This is a genomic window from Pseudonocardia yunnanensis, assembly GCF_039534065.1.
GTDB classification, from domain to species: Bacteria; Actinomycetota; Actinomycetes; order Mycobacteriales; family Pseudonocardiaceae; genus Pseudonocardia; species Pseudonocardia yunnanensis.
In genome coordinates this window covers 628,874-644,765 of record NZ_BAAAUS010000001.1, presented here as the reverse complement: position 1 = coordinate 644,765, position 15,892 = coordinate 628,874, and the positions used below count along the sequence as shown (strand labels likewise).

The window sequence follows — 15,892 nt, the reverse complement described above, 5'->3', positions numbered from 1 at the left end:
CCGGTAGGCGAACCGCGGCGCGTGCAGACCGTGTCCAGCGGCGTCACCGGTTGGTGCGGTCCCGCGATCACCTCCGGGTGAAGCCTGCCGCCGTGTGGTGTCCGCGGTGCACAGGGCGTGATCCGATCCCCATCCGCGATCGCTGATCACGCCACTGGAGGTCCGGATGCGGGCACGGGGAGCCGGCCGCGGACATGCGCTGCTTGCGTTGCTCGTGACGGCACTGCTGGCGTTCGCTCCGTCTGCCGCGGCAGAGCCGGCACCCCCCACACCGACACCCGAGGGTTCGCCCGATCGTGTCGTCGGCGAGGTCGGGCCCGAACAGCCGGTCGCGGTCGGCGTGGTCCACCAGGGTTTCACCACGACCGCCTCGGCCGGCCAGGTGATGGGTGACGTCGTGGTGGTCGATCTGATCTCGCCCGGAATCCGCACGGACCTGCTCACCCCCGGCACGATCGCCGCGCGCGCCTCGGTCGCGGCGATGGCCAACCACACCGGTGCGGTCGCAGGCATCAACGGCGACTTCTTCGACATCGGCCGCACGAACGCCCCTGCCGGACCGGCCGTCGCCGGTGGTCGCCCGCTGAAGGCCGCGGTGCCCCACGGCAGGCGGATGGGACCGGCCGTTCCCAGAGCCGAGATCGAGCACGTCTTCGCGGTGGGGGTCGACCGCGTGGGCCGGATCGACCGCCTACGGCTGACGGGCACGGCGACCAGCACGCGAGGGACGTTCCCGATCACGGCGCTGAACCAGTACGCCGTGCCGGTCGGCGGGATCGGCGTGTTCACCCCGGACTGGGGCGTGGCCGACCGGGCCACGACGCTGTGCGGCACCGACGTCGACCGTGACGCGCCCTGTGCGGCTGACCAGGCCGAGGTGCTGGTCCACGAGGGGGTCGTGGTGCTCGCCGGTCCGCCGGTCGGCGGGCAGATTCCGCAAGGCGACGTCGTGCTCACCGGTCGGGACAAGGGCGCAGCCATGGTGCGCTCGCTGGAGATCGGCGACCGCGTGCAGATCGACTACTCGCTGGTGCCGACCAGCGGTGTGCAGCCGCAGTTCGCCATCGGGGGCAGCCCGATCCTGATCGACAGACTTCCGGTTCCCGGGCTCGACGACCGCGAGCGAGCGCCCCGAAGTGCCGTGGGCACGAGCCCGGACGGGCACTACATGTTCCTCCTCACGCTCGACGGCCGGCAGACCGACAGCGTGGGCGCGACGCTCGCGGAGCTGGCCACGGTTCTGCGGGCGATGGGCGTCGACGACGCGATCAACCTCGACGGCGGCGGCTCGTCGACGCAGGTCTTCCGGGCGCCCGGCGCGTCCGAGGTGACGATCGTCAACGATCCGTCCGGCTCGTCGCCGCGCCTCGTGCCGAACGGCATCGGCATCTACGCCGGCTGATCGGTCCTCCGCCCGGAGGGGGTGAGATCGGGAGTTGAACGAATGGCCCATTCGCGCGGTAGATCTGGACGAGCGGGCCGCTCGTTCATCCTCGGCCCGACCCCGGCCGTGCGCCGGATCGGTCGTGCGGGCAACGTGGGGGTCCCACGACGACGTTGCGAGGAGTGAACCGTGACGAGTGCCGAGCTGCTGACCGACGCCTATGGCCGGATCCGTGAGGAGGTCCGGAGTGCTGTCGATGGTCTGGCCCCTGAGCAGTTGGCCTACCGCGTCGATGGCACAGCCAACTCGATCGCTTGGCTGGTCTGGCATCTGACGCGCGTGCAGGACGACCACATCGCCGACGTGGCCGGGTTCGAACAGGTCTACACCGCGCAGGGCTGGGCCGAGCGCTTCGGCTTCCCGTTCCCCCCGTCCGCGATCGGCTACGGGCACAGCTCGGCCGACGTCGACGCCGTGCGCGTCGACTCCCCGGACCTGCTGATCGACTACCACGAGGCGGTGCACGCACAGACCCTCCGGTTCCTCGAGGGCCTGAAGGAGGAGGAGCTCGGGCGCGTGGTCGACGAGCGGTGGGACCCTCCGGTGACGCTCGGCGTGCGGCTGGTCAGCGTGGTGAACGACGACCTTCAGCACGTCGGGCAAGCCGCCTTCCTGCGAGGGGTGCTGGAGCGGCGGTGATCCGCTGAGGTCGGGTCGGCTTCAGGCGGCCCGGCCCGGCGCGAGGCGGGCGAACGGGGCCGGCACGATCTCCAGGCCGCGCCTCTCGGAACCGGCCGGCTCCGGCGCCGCCGCGACGTCGTCGTCCAGGGCGTCCGGCCCGCCGGCCGGTCGGACGCCGTCAACCAGGCGATCCTCCAGGTGCGCGAGCCAGAGGGGCGCGGCCAGCAACACGAGTGGGACAACGATGGCGGCGATCCACATGCTGCCTGCGTACCCCGCTCTGCCCGACCGACCCAACTGGTCCCACTCCATCGTGCCGGACCGTGCCGGATGGGATGGGGACATCTCGGCGACGGTTGCCCATCGTGACGAGAGTGCCGTGGTGCCCATCACGGACGGGCGAGCCCTAGATTAGTTGACGTGACACGAACTTCCTGACTAGCTTGTTGATGCGTCATCAAGAGCCCTTTACGGGGCTGGAGCTCGCATCAGGAGTACTGACCAGTCATGACCAAGATCGCGATCATCCTCGGCAGCACGCGCCCCGGCCGTAATGGCGAGGCAGTCGCCAAGTGGGTTCTCGACATCGCCAAGCAGCGCAGCGACGCCGACTACGAGCTCGTGGACCTGCTGGACTACAACCTGCCGCACCTCGACGAGGCGGTGCCCCCGGCGATGGGCCAGTACAGCCAGCCGCACACGAAGAAGTGGGCGGAGAAGATCGGCTCGTTCGACGGTTTCGTGTTCGTCACCCCCGAGTACAACCACTCCACGTCGGGTGCACTGAAGAACGCCATCGACTACCTCTTCGCCGAGTGGAACAACAAGGCGGCGGGCTTCGTGAGCTACGGCTCGGTCGGCGGAGCCCGCGCGGTGGAGCACCTGCGCCTGGTGATGGGCGAGCTGCAGGTGGCCGACGTGCGCAGCCAGGTCGCGCTGTCGCTGTTCACCGACTTCACGAACTTCAGCGAGTTCACCCCGGCCGCGCACCAGGTCGACACGGTCGGCACGATGCTCGACCAGGTCGTGGCCTGGAGCACCGCGCTCGCGCCGCTGCGGAGCGCCTGACCGCAGCGTTTCCGGCTCCCCTTCGACCGGGGGGCGAGGAGGGAGCAACGTCCCGCACCCGTACACCGGGTGCGGGACGTTTCCGTGTCAGGAGAACTTGCGCGGTGCGAGCTGATCGGCCGGGATGACGCCGAGCCTGCCGGCCTGGAAGTCCTCGAGCGCCTGGACGACCTCCTGGCGCGTGTTCATCACGAACGGGCCGTGGTGCACCACCGGTTCGCGGATCGGCAGGCCGCCGAGCAGCAGCACGTCGAACTGCTCGCTCGGGCGGTCCGTCGCCCGTAGCACGAGGTGGTCGCCGGGCCCGAACACGACGAGCTGATCCGCCTCCACGGGCCTGCCCTCCGCCCCGGCGGTTCCGCGGCCGGTCAGCACGTAGACGAACGCGCTGAACAGGGGGCTCCAGGGCATGGCGAGCTCCGCGCCCGGGGCGAGCGTCGCGTGCGCGTAGGTGATGGGGGTGTGGGTCGAGCCGGGCCCGCTGAAGCCGGCGATGTCGCCCGCGATCAACCGGACCAGCGCACCGCCGTCGTCGGAGGTGAGCAGGCGCAGGGTGTCGCGCGTGACCGACTGATACCGCGCACTGGTCATCTTGAGTGACGCCGGCAAGTTGACCCACAGCTGCACGATGTGCATCGGCCCGCCCGCCCGGTACATCCGCTCGGTGGGGAGCTCGTCGTGCAGGATGCCGCTCCCTGCCGTCATCCATTGAGTGTCGCCCTCGCCGATCACCCCGCCTCCGCCGTTGGTGTCGTGGTGGGAGATCTCCCCGTCCAGGACGTACGTGACGGTCTCGAAGCCCCGGTGCGGATGCCACGGTGCACCTGACGTCTCCTCGGGTGCGTTCACCGTGGGGCCGGCGTGGTCGAGCAGCAGGAACGGGTCCGCATCGACCATCGACATCGGCCCGGGGAACGGTCGGTGGATCGCGATCCCTGCGCCCTCGAACTGGCGGTGCGCGGTGATCACCCGAGCCACCGGCCGGGCGATGGACGTGCCGGGGAGCGGGCGCGGGATGCGGGGGAGGACGAGCAGGTCATCGACGGTGATCGCGGGCAACGGAACAGCCTCCTCAGGTATGTACGTGCACCGTACGCACGCTTGATGATGTGTCAACATATTCGTCCGGCTGCCGGTTGAGCTGAGGTTTGAACGGACGGGGCGCTGGTCCGGGCCTATCGGGTGAACGGGCCGTCCGGTCACGGCGCGTGCCCTGCCGGGAGGTACCGGCGGCGCGTTCGTCCAGGCCTATCGCACGGATGTGCCGCTCGTTCAGCCTGGGCCGGCTCCCGGCTCCCGGCTCCCGGCTGCCTGCTCCCGGGCTCCCCCGCTCCCCGGCTGCGCATGGGCGTTCCGTGGCGCGGGCTCATGATCAACGTTTGGGGACGGGTGGCCGTGTTTGATGCGGCTGTGGGGTCCGAACTGGTAATCATGGGGTCGCGGGCGGGCAGTAGGCCTGACGACTGGCCCGTTCGTCCGGACCTGTTGCGAACGTGCCCCTCGTTCAACTCCCGAGTCGGCCGCGCGGCGGGTTCCTGTTGAGTGTTTGGGTAAGAGCCCGGGCGTGCCAGGGGGCCGCCCATTCGGACCTATCGCATGAACGTGCCGTTCGTTCACCTGGGGTTGCTGGGCGCGTGCCCTGCCGGGACGTACCGGCGGCGCGTTCGTCCAGGCCTATCGCGCGGATGTGCCGTTCGTTCAGCCTGATCGGCTCCCGGCTCCCGGCTCCCGGCTCCCGGCTGCCGGCTCCCGGGCTCCCCGCCCCTCGGCCGCGCATGGGGGTTCCGTGGCAGGGCTCATGATCAACGTTTGGGGGCGGGTGGCCGTGTCCTCCGCGGCTGTGGGGTCCGAACTGGTGATCATGGGGTCGCGGGCGGGGGCGGCTGGACCGTTCGCTCGATCCTGGTGTCCGGATGGGCCGTTCGTTCAACGTCGTGCCGAGCCGTCGGCTGGCACCCGCTCGGAAGCGGCGCCCGTCCGTCAGGATGGTGGTTCCTTCGTCGGGATCCCGACTCGGCGCGCGGTGTCACGGCGCGCTGCCGAGCCCGTGTGAAAAGCTGAGATGTCCGACTTTGCGAAATGGTGCCTAGCTCGTGGCGCTATGATGATGTATCAACAAACAGGTAGGCTGAGGCTGTGAGTGAACCGCGGTGGCTCGATGAGCGAGAGGCGCGCGTCTGGCGTAGCTACGTCGGCCTGAAGCTGCATCTCGAGGCCGAGCTGGAGCGTCGGCTGGTGCGTGACGGTGGGCTCTCCAGTGCCGAGTTCACTCTGCTGGTGCCGCTGTCCGAGTCGCCGGACGGACTGCTGAGGGCGCGCGACCTCGGGCGGATGGTCGGCTGGGAGCGCAGTCGCATCTCTCATCAGGTCGCTCGTATGGAGAAGCGCGGGCTCGTCGTGCGTGAGGAGTGCCCCGAGGACGCCCGCGGATCGATGGTGCGCCTCACCGAGGCCGGCAGGAAGGCCATCGTGGCGGCCGCACCCTCGCACGTCGAGGCCGTCCGGAGCCTCTTCTTCGACGCGATCGCCGACGACGAGCTGGACGTCATCGCGGGGGCGTTCGAGCGCGTGCTCGACCGGCTGCCGTGCGACGTGGGATAGCTGCGGAATACCACTCAGGGGTATCCGGTTGGGAAAACCGGAGGTGATTCCGTTGCAAGAGATCGACAGGTACCGGTTGGCCGGGCTTCACCTCGACATGGGCGACCCGCTCGAGGCGTTGAAGCTTCTCGAACCGATGGCCGACGGGCTGCGTGAGCACGCGGCAGGGCAGTTGCTGCTGGGGCGTGCGTACTACCACTCGGCCCAGCTCGGCAAGGCGCAGGAGGTGTTGGAGCGGGCGGCTTCGCTGGCTCCGACCGACGCCTACGTGCGCTTCATCCTCGGGCGCACGCTGCAGCGGCGCAGCAGGCACGAGGAGGCCGGCGTGCAGTTCCGGATCGCTGCGGCCCTGGACGACCGTCCGGAGTACAGCGAGCACCGCGACGCCCACGCGCGCGACACCGCGGCCTGACGCGCTAGCGGTCCCGGAGGTCCCGAAGACGCTGGAGCTTGCCGACGGAGCGCTCCAGCGTCTCAGGGTCGACGACGTCGCAGCCCACGGTGACGCCGACGGTCTCCTTGACCGCGGTGATGAGCTCGCGCGCCGCGTCGAGCCTGCGCTCGGCCGGTGTCTCCTGGCGCGCCTCGACGCGCACGGTCAGCGCATCCATCCGGCCCTCCGTGCTCAGCACGAGCTGGAAGTGCGGGGAGAGCCCCGCGGTGCGCAGCACGATCTCCTCGACCTGGGTCGGAAAGAGGTTCACCCCGCGCAGGATGATCATGTCGTCGCTGCGGCCGGTGATCTTCTGCATCCGTCGCATTCCCGGCCGTGCGGTGCCGGGCAGCAGCCGGGTGAGGTCACGCGTGCGGTAGCGGATGATCGGCAACGCCTGCTTGGTGAGCGAGGTGAAGAGCAGCTCGCCCTCCTCGCCGTCCGGCAGTGGTGAGCCCGGGTCGTCGCCGAACGGGTCGACGACCTCCGGGTAGAAGTGGTCCTCCCAGATGTGCAGGCCGTCCTTCGTCTCCACGCATTCCTGCGAGACGCCAGGCCCCATCACCTCCGAGAGCCCGTAGATGTCCACGGCGTGCATGTCCATCCGCTCCTCGATCTCGAGGCGCATCTGCTCGGTCCACGGCTCGGCCCCGAAGATCCCGACCTGCAACGAGGAGGAGCGCGGGTCGATCCCCTGCTTCTCGAACTCGTCGACGATCGTGAGCATGTAGCTCGGCGTGAGCATGATGATCTCGGGCCGGAAGTCCTGGATGAGCTGGACCTGCCGCGGGGTCATCCCGCCCGAGACCGGGATGGCCGTGGCTCCGAGCTTCTCGATCCCGTAGTGCGCGCCGAGACCGCCGGTGAACAGGCCGTACCCGTAGGCGTTGTGCACCTTGTGCCCCGGCCGCCCGCCTGCTGCCCGGATCGAGCGGGCCATCACGGTGGCCCAGGTGTCGATGTCGCGTTCGGTGTAGCCGACGACGGTGGGCCGCCCGGTGGTGCCCGACGAGGCGTGCACCCGCCGCACCTGCTCCTGCGGCACCGCGAACATCCCGAACGGGTAGTTGTCGCGCAGGTCGGCCTTGGACGTGGTGGGGAACTTCGCGAGGTCGGAGAGCTCGCGGCAGTCCTGGGGGTGCACGCCGGCCGCGTCGAAGCTCGCGCGGTAGTGCGGGACGTTCTCGTAGGCATGGCGCAGCGTCCATTGCAGACGCTCCAGCTGCAGCGCACGTAGCTCGTCGACCGACATGCGCTCCGCAGGATCGAGCAGCTCGGGAGGCGGGGCGTCTCCGAGCCTGCGCGTGACCGGCGCTGTCATCACACCTCCTTCTTGGCCACGAGCGTGAGGACGTCGTAGCGGGCCACCGACTCGCCGTCCTGGCGCGTCACGTCCGCGTCCCAGCGCACCTCGCCGTAGCCGGCGGTGTCGCGCGGGGTCACCTGCTTGCAGGTCAGTGTGACCGTCAGGGCATCGCCGAACTTGACCGGCGTCAGGAAGCGCAGCCGGTCGACGCCGAAGTTGGCGAGGACGGGGCCCGGGTCGGGGTCGACGAACAGGCCGGCGGCCAGCGAGACGACGAGGTACCCGTGTGCCACGCGCTCGCCGAACAGCGGGTTCGCCGCGGCCGCCTCGGCGTCCATGTGGGCATAGAAGGTGTCGCCGGTGAACTCGGCGAAGTGCTCCACGTCCTCCTGCGTGACGGTGCGCGGGCCGCCGACGATCGTGTCGCCGACCCGCAGCTCCTCGAGGTGCTTGCGGAACGGGTGGACGTCGGTCTCCGTGCGTCGCGAGCCCGCCACCCAGCGGCCGGTGATCGCCGTGAGCGTGTCGGGGTCGGCCTGCACGGCGGTGCGCTGCATGTGGTGCAGCACCCCGCGGATGCCGCCCATCTCCTCCCCGCCGCCTGCCCGGCCCGGGCCACCGTGGACGAGCTGCGGCATCGGCGAGCCGTGGCCCGTCGACTCCTTCGCGTCGGCCTGGGTGAGCACGAGCAGCCGGCCGTGCCACGGGGCGACGCCGAGCACGACGTCACGTGCGAACGCCGCGTCGCCCGTGACCACCGAGCCCACGAGGCTGCCCTGGCCGCGTGCGGCGTAGTCGATCAGCTGCTCGGTGGAGGAGTAGGGAAGCACGCTCGAGACCGGCCCGAATGCCTCCACCTCGTGGGGTTCGGCGCGGTCCGGGTCGCCGGTGAGCAGGATCGGGGAGATGAAGGCGCCGCGCTCGGCGTCGGCGTCGACCACGTCGACCTTCTCCGGGTCGCCGAAGACGATGCGGCCGGAGTCGGCGAGGGCCTTGACGCTGCGGCGCACCTCCTCGCGCTGTTCGAGGCTCGCGAGGGCGCCCATCCGCACACCCTCGGCGGCCGGATTGCCGACCACAGTGGACGCCAGCCGGGCCGACACCGCCTGGACCACGGCGTCCACATGCTCGGCCGGCACGAACGCGCGGCGGATCGCCGTGCACTTCTGGCCCGCCTTGACCGTCATCTCCTGCAGCAACTGCTTCACGTAGAGGTCGAACTCCGGCGTGCCCGGCCCCGCGTCCGGTCCGAGGACCGAGAGGTTCAGGGAGTCGGCCTCCGCCGAGAAGCGCACGCTGCGTCCGACGATGCCCGGATGGGTGCGCAGCTTCGCGGCGGTGGACGCCGAGCCGGTGAAAGCGACGAGGTCCTGTTCGGTGAGGTGGTCGAACATGTCGCCGACCGAACCGGCGACGAACTGCAGCGTGCCCTCGGGCAGCAGTCCGGAGTCGACGATCAGCTCGACGAGCGCGGCCGTCAGGAAGGCGGTGGGGCTCGCCGGCTTGACCACCGACGGGACGCCGGCGAGGAACGCGGGGGCGAACTTCTCCAGCGGCCCCCACACCGGGAAGTTGAAGGCGTTGACCTGCACCGCGACGCCGCGGAGCGAGGTTGCGATGTGCTGGCCGGCGAACGTGCCGCCGCGGGAGAGCGGCTCGACGTCGCCCTCGACGTAGATCGTGTCGTTCGGCAGTTCGCGGCGGCCCTTGCTCGCGTAGGCCTGCAGCACGCCGATGCCGCCGTCGATGTCGAACTTCGCGTCGAACGGAGTGCCGCCGGTGCGGGCGGACACCGCGTAGAGCTCGTCGCGATGCTCGCGCAGGTGCCCGGCCAAGGCCTTCAGCAGTCCCGCGCGCTGGTGGAAGGTCAGCTCCCGCAGTGCCGGGCCGCCCACCCGCCTGCCGTGGTGGAGCACCGCGGCCATGTCGATCCCCGCCGAGGAGATCCGGGCGACCTCCTCGCCGGTGACGGCGTCGAAGAGCGGTCGGCCCTCGTCGGCGGGGGAATGCCAGTCACCTCGGACGTAGCTGCGCAGAACAGGTGACATCAGGGGAGCCCTCCCGGGATGTTCGACCGACCGTTCGTTCGAACGCTAGCACTCGGAGTGCGTGCCGAACAGAGTCGATCCTCGCCCGTGCGTGTCTCGACCGGTCGTTCGTTCGGCTTTACGATGGCGGCCGTGACCGATGACCCAGCCGTGCTGATCACGCGTGACGACGCCGACCCGGCCGTCGCCGTGCTCACCCTCAACCGGCCGGCGCGGTACAACGCGCTCACCACGGAGCTGAAGACCGAGCTGCTGGCCGCCGTGGAGGATCTCGGCAAGGCCGAGGACGTCCGTGCGCTCGTGCTCACCGGCGCGGGCAAGGCGTTCTGTGTCGGGCAGGACCTGGGGGAACACGCCGAGGCGCTGCGCGCCGACCCGTCCACGGCCTTCGACACCGTCACCGAGCACTACAACCCCGTCATCGCCGAGCTCGCCGCTATGGACTTCCCCGTCGTCGCCGCGATCAACGGCCCGTGCGTCGGCGCCGGACTCGGGTTCGCCCTCGCGTGCGACCTGCGGATCGCTGCCGCGGGGCTGAAGTTCTCCACCGCGTTCACCGGGATCGGGCTCACCGCCGACTCCGGGCTCTCGGCGAGCCTCGCCCACGCCCTTGGTGTCTCCCGGGCCACGGAGCTGCTGCTGCTCGGGGAACCGTTCACCGCGGAGGATGCGCAGGCCTGGGGCCTGGTGCGGGCGGTCGTGCCACCCGAGGAGGTGGTGCCCGCGGCGCTGGAGTTGGCCCGCCGCCTCGCCTCCGGCCCGACGAAGGCGTACGCCGAGGTCAGGCGTGGGGTCCGGTTCGGAGCCGTGTCCGCTCTGCCGGACGTGCTGGCCGCGGAGGGTGCCGCGCAGGCCCGGTTGGCCGCCACCTCCGACCACGCCGACGCCGTGGAGGCTTTCCTGGCCAAGCGCCGCCCGACGTTCCGGGGGCGGTGATGACCACCGAGGCGGCGGGACGCCGGGTCCGCAGGCCCAGCGGCGGAGCCGCCTCGTTGCTCGAGGTGGCGGTGGCGGAGTTCAACACCCGCGGCTACGACGCCACGAGCATGGAAGATCTCTCCCGCGCCGCGGGGATCACGAAGTCGTCCTTCTACCACCACTTCACGGGCAAGGAGGCCCTGCTGCGGGCCGCGTTGGAGCGTGCGCTGAGCGGCCTCTTCGGGGTCCTCGACGAGCCCGCCGCCACCACCGGCACACCACTGGCCCGGCTGCGCCACATCGTCCGTGGGCAGGTGGCGGTGCTGCAGCGCGATCTGCCCTACGTCACGCTGCTGCTGCGGGTGCGCGGCAACACCGAGAGCGAGCGGTGGGCGCTGGCGCGCCGCCGCGCGTTCGACGCACAGATCGCGGCACTGGTGAAAGAGGCGGTGGCCGCCGGGGAGATCCGGCCCGGTGTCGAACCCGCCCTGGCTGCGCGGCTGCTCTCCGGCCTGGTCAACTCGGTGGTGGAGTGGTATCGGCCCGGGCGTCCGGGCACGGCGAACCTTCCGGACGACGTGGCCCGCGCGGTGTTCGAGGGGATCCTGCCGGCAGCCGGCTGAGACCCCGCACCCGAACGTCGCGCGGGCCCGGAACGAACGACGGTGATCAGGTCACTCAGTTGTCGTCGTCATCGTCGTCCTTCGCTCCCGGTGGCGGTGCGGGGAACACGTGGTGCTGCGGCGCGGGCATCACGGACCCGGCGCCCTTCACGCTGTGCCAGATCGCCTCGTTGAACGTCTGCTCGTCGATCTGGTCCTCCTTCGAGAGCGGCTGGGCGTTGGAGATCGCCGCATCGGGTGCGTTCGCCGGGTTCTTCTCCTTCATGTTCTGCCTCGGTTTCACCGCCGTGTACGGGGTGAGGTTCGGGGTGGAGGTGAAGGCGGCCAGCATCGGCGTGGCGTACGCGTCGAACTGGGTGAGCGGCTGCAGCCCGAGGATCAACTCCATCGTCCGCAGCATCGACGCGGTGCTGTAGAAGGTGGAGTCGACCTTGCCGGTCTGGCTGTAGGGGCTGATCACCTCGGCCACCGTGCGGTGGGCGTCGACGTGGTCGGGTCCGTCCTGCGCGTCGTCCTCGGTCACGAAGATCGCGGTGGATCCCCAGTACTTGGAATGCGAGACCGTGTCGACGACCTGGCCCACCGCCCAGTCGTTGTCGGCGACGTAGGCCCTCGGCGTCGGGGAGCCGGTCTTCGTCCCGGCATTGTGGTCGTTACCCAGGCGGAGCAGCTCGACGGTCGGCAGGTCGTTGTTCGAGACGTACCTGTCGTACTCCTTCTTCCACTCGGCGTAGCGGGGGCTGAGGCAATGCGCCGAGGGCACCGGCTTGAAGGTCCCGGGAGAGTCGGGGCAGCTGAGGTCCCACCCCCGGTAGTTCGGGTCGGTGTGCGCGGCGAGCACGGAGTCGGTCGCCTTCGACCTCCCGTCCTTCAGCGTGTCGACGTAGTAGCCGTAGTTGCGGAACGACACGTGGTTCTCGGCCAGCCGGTCCCAGATGTAGGCCTTCGCCGGGTCACGGTTCGGTGCGATGGCCGGGTCGGAGCTCTCCGACGGGTAGGGCGCGTTCCGATCGGAGTAGTTGCCCGGCCAGACCTGCTCGGAGTAGGGGTTGGAGTTCGCCGCCACCGTCCAGTTCCAGCCCTGGGCGCTGACCTCGGCGTCGGCGTAGAAGTTGTCGAAGTCGCCGAACGTCTTCTCCAGGTTGCGGGAGTTGGGGGCGGACTCGTCGCCGAAGAGGTCGAGCGAGGGGTCGCCGTTGCCCTTGCCCAGGTTGCCGAACTCCTGGTCGTAGGTCCGGTTCTCCCGAACGATGAAGATCACGTGCTTGATCGGGGTCTGCTCGCCCGGGTGCCGCGGGATGATGCTCATCCCCTGGTCACCACCGCGCACCGCGGCTCCGTCGGCGAACCCGTCGTTGGTCCGCACCTGTTGCGTCCAGGTCTGCAGCTGCGCCGGGTCCGGCGTGGGGATGGCGGAGAGCGTGCCCACCATCATCGAGCCGCTGTACTGGTCCGCCGGAAGAAAGGTGGAGTAGGGGTTCGGGTGCCCAGGCCCGTTGTTCGGTCCCGCTCCCAGTCCTTTCGCGTTGGTGACGAGCATCTGGTTCCCGTGCATCACGATCGACGTGGGGTACCAGCCGGTCGGGATCAGCCCGTTGACCGCGCCGGTACCGGTGTCGACCGCGGCCACGTCGTTGTTGCCCGCGTTGGCGACGTAGAGCGTGTGGCCGTCCTGCGAGAGCGCGAGCGCGTCGGGGTTGCTGCCGACGGGCGCGTCGGGGTAGGGCGCCAGGTTGATCGTGCGGGTCACCTTGTCCGAGGCGGTGTCGATGACACTGACCTCGTCGGAGTCGCCGTTCGCCACGTAGAGGGTGGAGCCGTCGGCCGAGGCGATGATCTTGTTGGGATGGGTCCCGACCCGGATGCTCCGCTGCGCCACCGGCGTCGCGCCCGACACGTCCACCACGGCCACGTCGTTGCCGCCCTGGCTGGTGACGTAGGCGGTGCGGCCGTCCTTGGAGAGTGCCACGCCGTAGGGCCGGTGCCCGGCCGCGATCGTGTGCACGGCGCTCGTGCCCACATCGATCACGCTGACGGCGTCGGCCTGCTGATCGGCGACGACGAGCCGGCCCCCGTCGGGCGTGACGGCGATGCCGGCGGGGAAGGGGTTGACCTTCGCGCCCTTCGGGGTGCTGGTGGGCAGCGCGAACGACCCGTTGGCGGCGAGGCCGTGGTCGCCGACGCCGTAGCTGCGCACGACGTTGTTGCCACCGCCGCTCGCGTAGAGCGTGTGGCCGTCGGGGCTGAACGCGAGGCCCGTGTACAGGGCCGCGGGGTCGGGGTAGTCCACGGTCTGGCTGACATCACCGGTGCTCGTGTCGATCAGTTGCAGCGACTGGACACCCTGGCCGTCGTTGCTGACGACGAGATGGCTGCCGTCCGGGGACAGGGCCTCGCCCAGTGGTAGGTCGCCGAGGTCCGTCTGCTGTCCCGCCGGTGTGACGGTGAAACCGATGGGCGTGAGCGTCGGCCCGTTCGGATCGGGGCCGGGCTGCGGCGGAGTGGCTGCAGCAGCCGTGCCGCCGATGGTCAGCGTGACCGCAAGGACGGCCGCCGCAGTGATCGATCGATGTCCGCACCGCATAACCATGTGCCTCCTTCTCGGCCGGAGGTCGGCCGTACTCCGAGCCGGACGCTAGGAGCGGGCGATGGCCTGCTCCGCCCGTTGCGGTGAACGAGACGTGGATGGGGCGACACCGCACGATCGGGCTCGGGCATGGGGGACGTGGCACCCACCGGTGACCTTGTGCACGCCCTTCCCATGAGCCGTTTCCACAGCTCAAACAGTGCACGTGATCCGGGTCTGCCCGCATCCCTCACCGAAAAATTTTCTTGTCTTGACAGTGAGAGTTGTCGGTGAGAAGGTTTCCGCATGTTCGACATCGCAGTGATCGAGGACCCGGCTGCGGCCGAGGCGTCGCTGGACCCGATGCGGTCCCGGCTCCTCGCCGCGCTCGCCGAGCCGGCCTCGGCGACGATGCTCGCGGCCCGGGTCGGCCTGGCCCGGCAGAAGGTCAACTACCACCTCCGGGCACTCGAACAGCACGGCCTGATCGAGCTGGTCGAGGAGCGCCGCAAGGGCAACGTCACCGAGCGGGTCATGCGGGCCACCGCGGCGTCGTACGTGATCTCGCCGGTCGCTCTCGCCGCCGTCAGCCCGGATCCGGCCGGTACGCCGGACCGGTTGTCGGCGCGGTGGCTACTGGCGGTCGCCGCCCGGCTCGTCCAGGACGTCGGTGAGCTGATCACCGGCGCGGACCGGGCCAGGAAGCGGGTGGCGACGTTCGCCGTCGACGTCAACGTCCGCTTCGCCTCGGCGAGTGACCGGGCCGCCTTTGCCGAGGAGTTGGCGGCCACCGTCAACGGCCTGGTCGGCAAGTACCACGACGAGCAGGCTCCCGGCGGTCGTGACCACCGGGTGGTGCTCGCCCTGCACCCCAGCGTCATCAACGCCCATACCGGCACCACCGAATCCGAGGAGTCCTGACATGAGCATCACGACCGGCCCCGCCCTCGACCAGGCGTCTCCGATCACGGAGACCGGAACCAGCACGGCCCCGCGCATCCGGCGCCGGCAGCGCGCCAAGGCGGTGGGTGTTGCGGTGGCGGCGAGCGGCGTGCTCTACCTCGGCGCTCGGGCGGTCGGCACGGATTTCGTGCTCACCGACCCCGGGGCGACCGCGTCGCACCCGCTGATCCTGCCGGAGATCGTCGTCTTCGCTCTCGTCTTCGCGCTTCTCGGCTGGGGCACCCTCGCGCTGCTCGAGCGCGTCACCCGCCACGCGAAGATCATCTGGAGCGTGCTCGCCGGAACGGTGCTGGCGGCCTCTTTCATCCCGGTCTTCCTCGAGCAGGCCACAGTGGACACCCGGGTCATGCTCTGCCTCATCCACATCGCGGTCGCGGTCGCGCTGCTGCCGATGCTCCGGCACCGCCGCGCCCGCTGACCCCCGCTCGACACCTCGGCTCAAGAACACAGCTCGACCCGCTCGATCACCCCGTCCGGATCACCACCCCGAGAGAGGTTCACCATGGGACACAAGTTTGAGCTCACCAAGGAAATCGAGATGTCGGCAAGCCCGGAGCAGATCTGGGACGCCATCGCCACCGGACCGGGTATCGACTCCTGGTTCATGGGCCGCAGCGAGGTCGAGCCGGGCGAAGGTGGGCGCACCCGGTTCGCCATGGCCGGCTACGTCGAGGAGTCGACGGTGACGGCATGGGAGCCGGGGAAGCGGTTCGCGCACCGGAGCGAACCCGGGCCGGACGGCACCTTCATGGCCCTGGAGTACCTCATCGAGGGGCGCGACCAGGGCGCCACCGTGCTGCGGATGGTGCAGAGCGGCGTCCTCGGGGACGACTGGGAGACCGAGTACGAGGCCATGGGCCTCGGCTGGGACATGTACCTGGCAACGCTGGCGGCGTACGTCACGCACTTCCCCGGCCGTACCGGCAGTCCCGTCTCGGCGTTCCGGCCGGGAGCAGGCGACCCGGACCAGGTCTGGGCGGCCGTGGCCGGTGCGTTCGGCCTCACCGGCCCCGTCGCCGAGGGCGAGCGGGCCCGGCTCGAGCTACCCGGGCTGCCGCCGATCGAGGGCGTGGTGGACCTCGTCGGCCCGCCGACGTACTTCGGTGTGCGCACGCCAGACGCTCTCTACCGGTTCCTGCACTCCGGCACGGACCGCGGCAACGCACTGGTCGTCGGGCACCACATCTTCGCCTCCGACTCGGATCCCGCCCGGACCGATCAGGCCTGGCAGGAGTGGCTCACCCGCCTGCCGATCGCCTGACCAGGCGGCCTCGCGCCGACGAGCGAACGGCCCACCCAGC

At 70.3% G+C, this 15,892-nt stretch carries 15 protein-coding genes; 10 read left to right on the top strand and 5 right to left on the bottom strand.

Annotated features, from left to right (window positions below):
* Positions 1–166: 166 nt before the first annotated feature.
* Together ABD743_RS02885 and ABD743_RS02880 are read left to right on the top strand one after the other, a co-directional pair.
* Positions 167–1,402 carry a phosphodiester glycosidase family protein gene (locus ABD743_RS02885; RefSeq protein WP_344718482.1) on the top strand — a complete coding sequence of 412 codons (1,236 nt, stop codon included), beginning with the start codon at positions 167–169 and terminating at the stop codon, positions 1,400–1,402.
* 171 nt (positions 1,403–1,573) lie between these two features.
* Positions 1,574–2,083: a mycothiol transferase gene (locus ABD743_RS02880; RefSeq protein ID WP_344718481.1), complete on the top strand. Its 510-nt coding sequence runs from the start codon at positions 1,574–1,576 to the stop codon at positions 2,081–2,083.
* 21 nt (positions 2,084–2,104) lie between these two features.
* Here ABD743_RS02880 and ABD743_RS02875 read toward each other — a convergent pair whose 3' ends face one another.
* Entirely contained in the window at positions 2,105–2,410 is a 306-nt protein-coding gene (locus ABD743_RS02875; RefSeq protein WP_344718480.1) for a hypothetical protein, read from the bottom strand.
* Positions 2,411–2,572: 162 nt separating this feature from the next.
* On the opposite strand from ABD743_RS02875, the gene ABD743_RS02870 reads away from it, so the two are divergent.
* Positions 2,573–3,133: an NADPH-dependent FMN reductase gene (locus ABD743_RS02870; protein WP_344718479.1), complete on the top strand. Its 561-nt coding sequence runs from the start codon at positions 2,573–2,575 to the stop codon at positions 3,131–3,133.
* Between the two features lie 87 nt (positions 3,134–3,220).
* Here ABD743_RS02870 and ABD743_RS02865 read toward each other — a convergent pair whose 3' ends face one another.
* On the bottom strand, positions 3,221–4,192 hold the full coding sequence (locus ABD743_RS02865; protein ID WP_344718477.1) for a pirin family protein: 972 nt from the start codon (positions 4,190–4,192) through the stop codon (positions 3,221–3,223).
* A 1,077-nt stretch (positions 4,193–5,269) separates the two neighbouring features.
* On the opposite strand from ABD743_RS02865, the gene ABD743_RS02860 reads away from it, so the two are divergent.
* Together ABD743_RS02860 and ABD743_RS02855 are read left to right on the top strand one after the other, a co-directional pair.
* Complete coding sequence (locus ABD743_RS02860; RefSeq protein ID WP_344718475.1) at positions 5,270–5,734, top strand: MarR family winged helix-turn-helix transcriptional regulator; 465 nt, start codon at positions 5,270–5,272, stop codon at positions 5,732–5,734.
* A 52-nt stretch (positions 5,735–5,786) separates the two neighbouring features.
* Positions 5,787–6,146 (top strand): tetratricopeptide repeat protein, encoded by a 360-nt coding sequence (locus tag ABD743_RS02855; RefSeq protein ID WP_344718473.1) that lies wholly within the window; start codon positions 5,787–5,789, stop codon positions 6,144–6,146.
* A gap of 4 nt (positions 6,147–6,150) precedes the next feature.
* Here ABD743_RS02855 and paaK read toward each other — a convergent pair whose 3' ends face one another.
* On the bottom strand, positions 6,151–7,419 hold the full coding sequence (gene paaK / locus ABD743_RS02850) for a phenylacetate--CoA ligase PaaK (protein WP_425566875.1): 1,269 nt from the start codon (positions 7,417–7,419) through the stop codon (positions 6,151–6,153).
* Positions 7,420–7,487: 68 nt separating this feature from the next.
* The gene (gene paaZ / locus ABD743_RS02845; protein WP_344718469.1) at positions 7,488–9,521 is read right to left on the bottom strand and encodes a phenylacetic acid degradation bifunctional protein PaaZ; all 2,034 of its coding nucleotides are present in this window, start codon (positions 9,519–9,521) and stop codon (positions 7,488–7,490) included.
* A 123-nt stretch (positions 9,522–9,644) separates the two neighbouring features.
* Here paaZ and ABD743_RS02840 point away from each other — a divergent pair, with 123 nt between their 5' ends.
* Together ABD743_RS02840 and ABD743_RS02835 are read left to right on the top strand one after the other, a co-directional pair.
* A complete protein-coding gene (locus ABD743_RS02840) occupies positions 9,645–10,457 on the top strand; it encodes an enoyl-CoA hydratase/isomerase family protein (RefSeq protein WP_344718467.1) in 813 nt (270 codons plus the stop codon).
* The gene (locus tag ABD743_RS02835; protein ID WP_241039879.1) at positions 10,457–11,062 is read left to right on the top strand and encodes a TetR/AcrR family transcriptional regulator; all 606 of its coding nucleotides are present in this window, start codon (positions 10,457–10,459) and stop codon (positions 11,060–11,062) included. Before ABD743_RS02840 ends, ABD743_RS02835 begins: the two co-directional genes overlap by 1 nt.
* 55 nt (positions 11,063–11,117) lie before the next feature.
* Here ABD743_RS02835 and ABD743_RS02830 read toward each other — a convergent pair whose 3' ends face one another.
* A complete protein-coding gene (locus tag ABD743_RS02830) occupies positions 11,118–13,652 on the bottom strand; it encodes a bifunctional YncE family protein/alkaline phosphatase family protein (RefSeq protein WP_344718465.1) in 2,535 nt (844 codons plus the stop codon).
* Positions 13,653–13,934: 282 nt separating this feature from the next.
* Between ABD743_RS02830 and ABD743_RS02825 the strand changes: the two genes are divergently transcribed.
* From ABD743_RS02825 to ABD743_RS02815, 3 genes are all read left to right on the top strand, one after another.
* A complete protein-coding gene (locus ABD743_RS02825; RefSeq protein ID WP_344718462.1) occupies positions 13,935–14,549 on the top strand; it encodes an ArsR/SmtB family transcription factor in 615 nt (204 codons plus the stop codon).
* A gap of 1 nt (position 14,550) precedes the next feature.
* Positions 14,551–15,009: a DUF6069 family protein gene (locus ABD743_RS02820; protein WP_344718460.1), complete on the top strand. Its 459-nt coding sequence runs from the start codon at positions 14,551–14,553 to the stop codon at positions 15,007–15,009.
* Between the two features lie 84 nt (positions 15,010–15,093).
* On the top strand, positions 15,094–15,852 hold the full coding sequence (locus tag ABD743_RS02815) for an SRPBCC family protein (RefSeq protein ID WP_344718458.1): 759 nt from the start codon (positions 15,094–15,096) through the stop codon (positions 15,850–15,852).
* The last annotated feature ends 40 nt before the right edge of the window (positions 15,853–15,892 follow it).

Excerpts from the sequence above, each read along its gene's own strand:
- ABD743_RS02885 (WP_344718482.1), top strand. The coding sequence starts at position 167 with ATGCGGGCACGGGGAGCCGGCCGCGGACATGCGCTGCTTGCGTTGCTC.
- ABD743_RS02875 (WP_344718480.1), bottom strand. The coding sequence starts at position 2,410 with ATGTCCCCATCCCATCCGGCACGGTCCGGCACGATGGAGTGGGACCAG.
- ABD743_RS02870 (WP_344718479.1), top strand. The coding sequence starts at position 2,573 with ATGACCAAGATCGCGATCATCCTCGGCAGCACGCGCCCCGGCCGTAAT.
- paaK (WP_425566875.1), bottom strand. The coding sequence starts at position 7,419 with ATGTCGGTCGACGAGCTACGTGCGCTGCAGCTGGAGCGTCTGCAATGG.
- paaZ (WP_344718469.1), bottom strand. The coding sequence starts at position 9,521 with ATGTCACCTGTTCTGCGCAGCTACGTCCGAGGTGACTGGCATTCCCCC.
- ABD743_RS02840 (WP_344718467.1), top strand. The coding sequence starts at position 9,645 with ATGGCGGCCGTGACCGATGACCCAGCCGTGCTGATCACGCGTGACGAC.
- ABD743_RS02835 (WP_241039879.1), top strand. The coding sequence starts at position 10,457 with ATGACCACCGAGGCGGCGGGACGCCGGGTCCGCAGGCCCAGCGGCGGA.
- ABD743_RS02830 (WP_344718465.1), bottom strand. The coding sequence starts at position 13,652 with ATGGTTATGCGGTGCGGACATCGATCGATCACTGCGGCGGCCGTCCTT.
- ABD743_RS02825 (WP_344718462.1), top strand. The coding sequence starts at position 13,935 with ATGTTCGACATCGCAGTGATCGAGGACCCGGCTGCGGCCGAGGCGTCG.
- ABD743_RS02820 (WP_344718460.1), top strand. The coding sequence starts at position 14,551 with ATGAGCATCACGACCGGCCCCGCCCTCGACCAGGCGTCTCCGATCACG.
- ABD743_RS02815 (WP_344718458.1), top strand. The coding sequence starts at position 15,094 with ATGGGACACAAGTTTGAGCTCACCAAGGAAATCGAGATGTCGGCAAGC.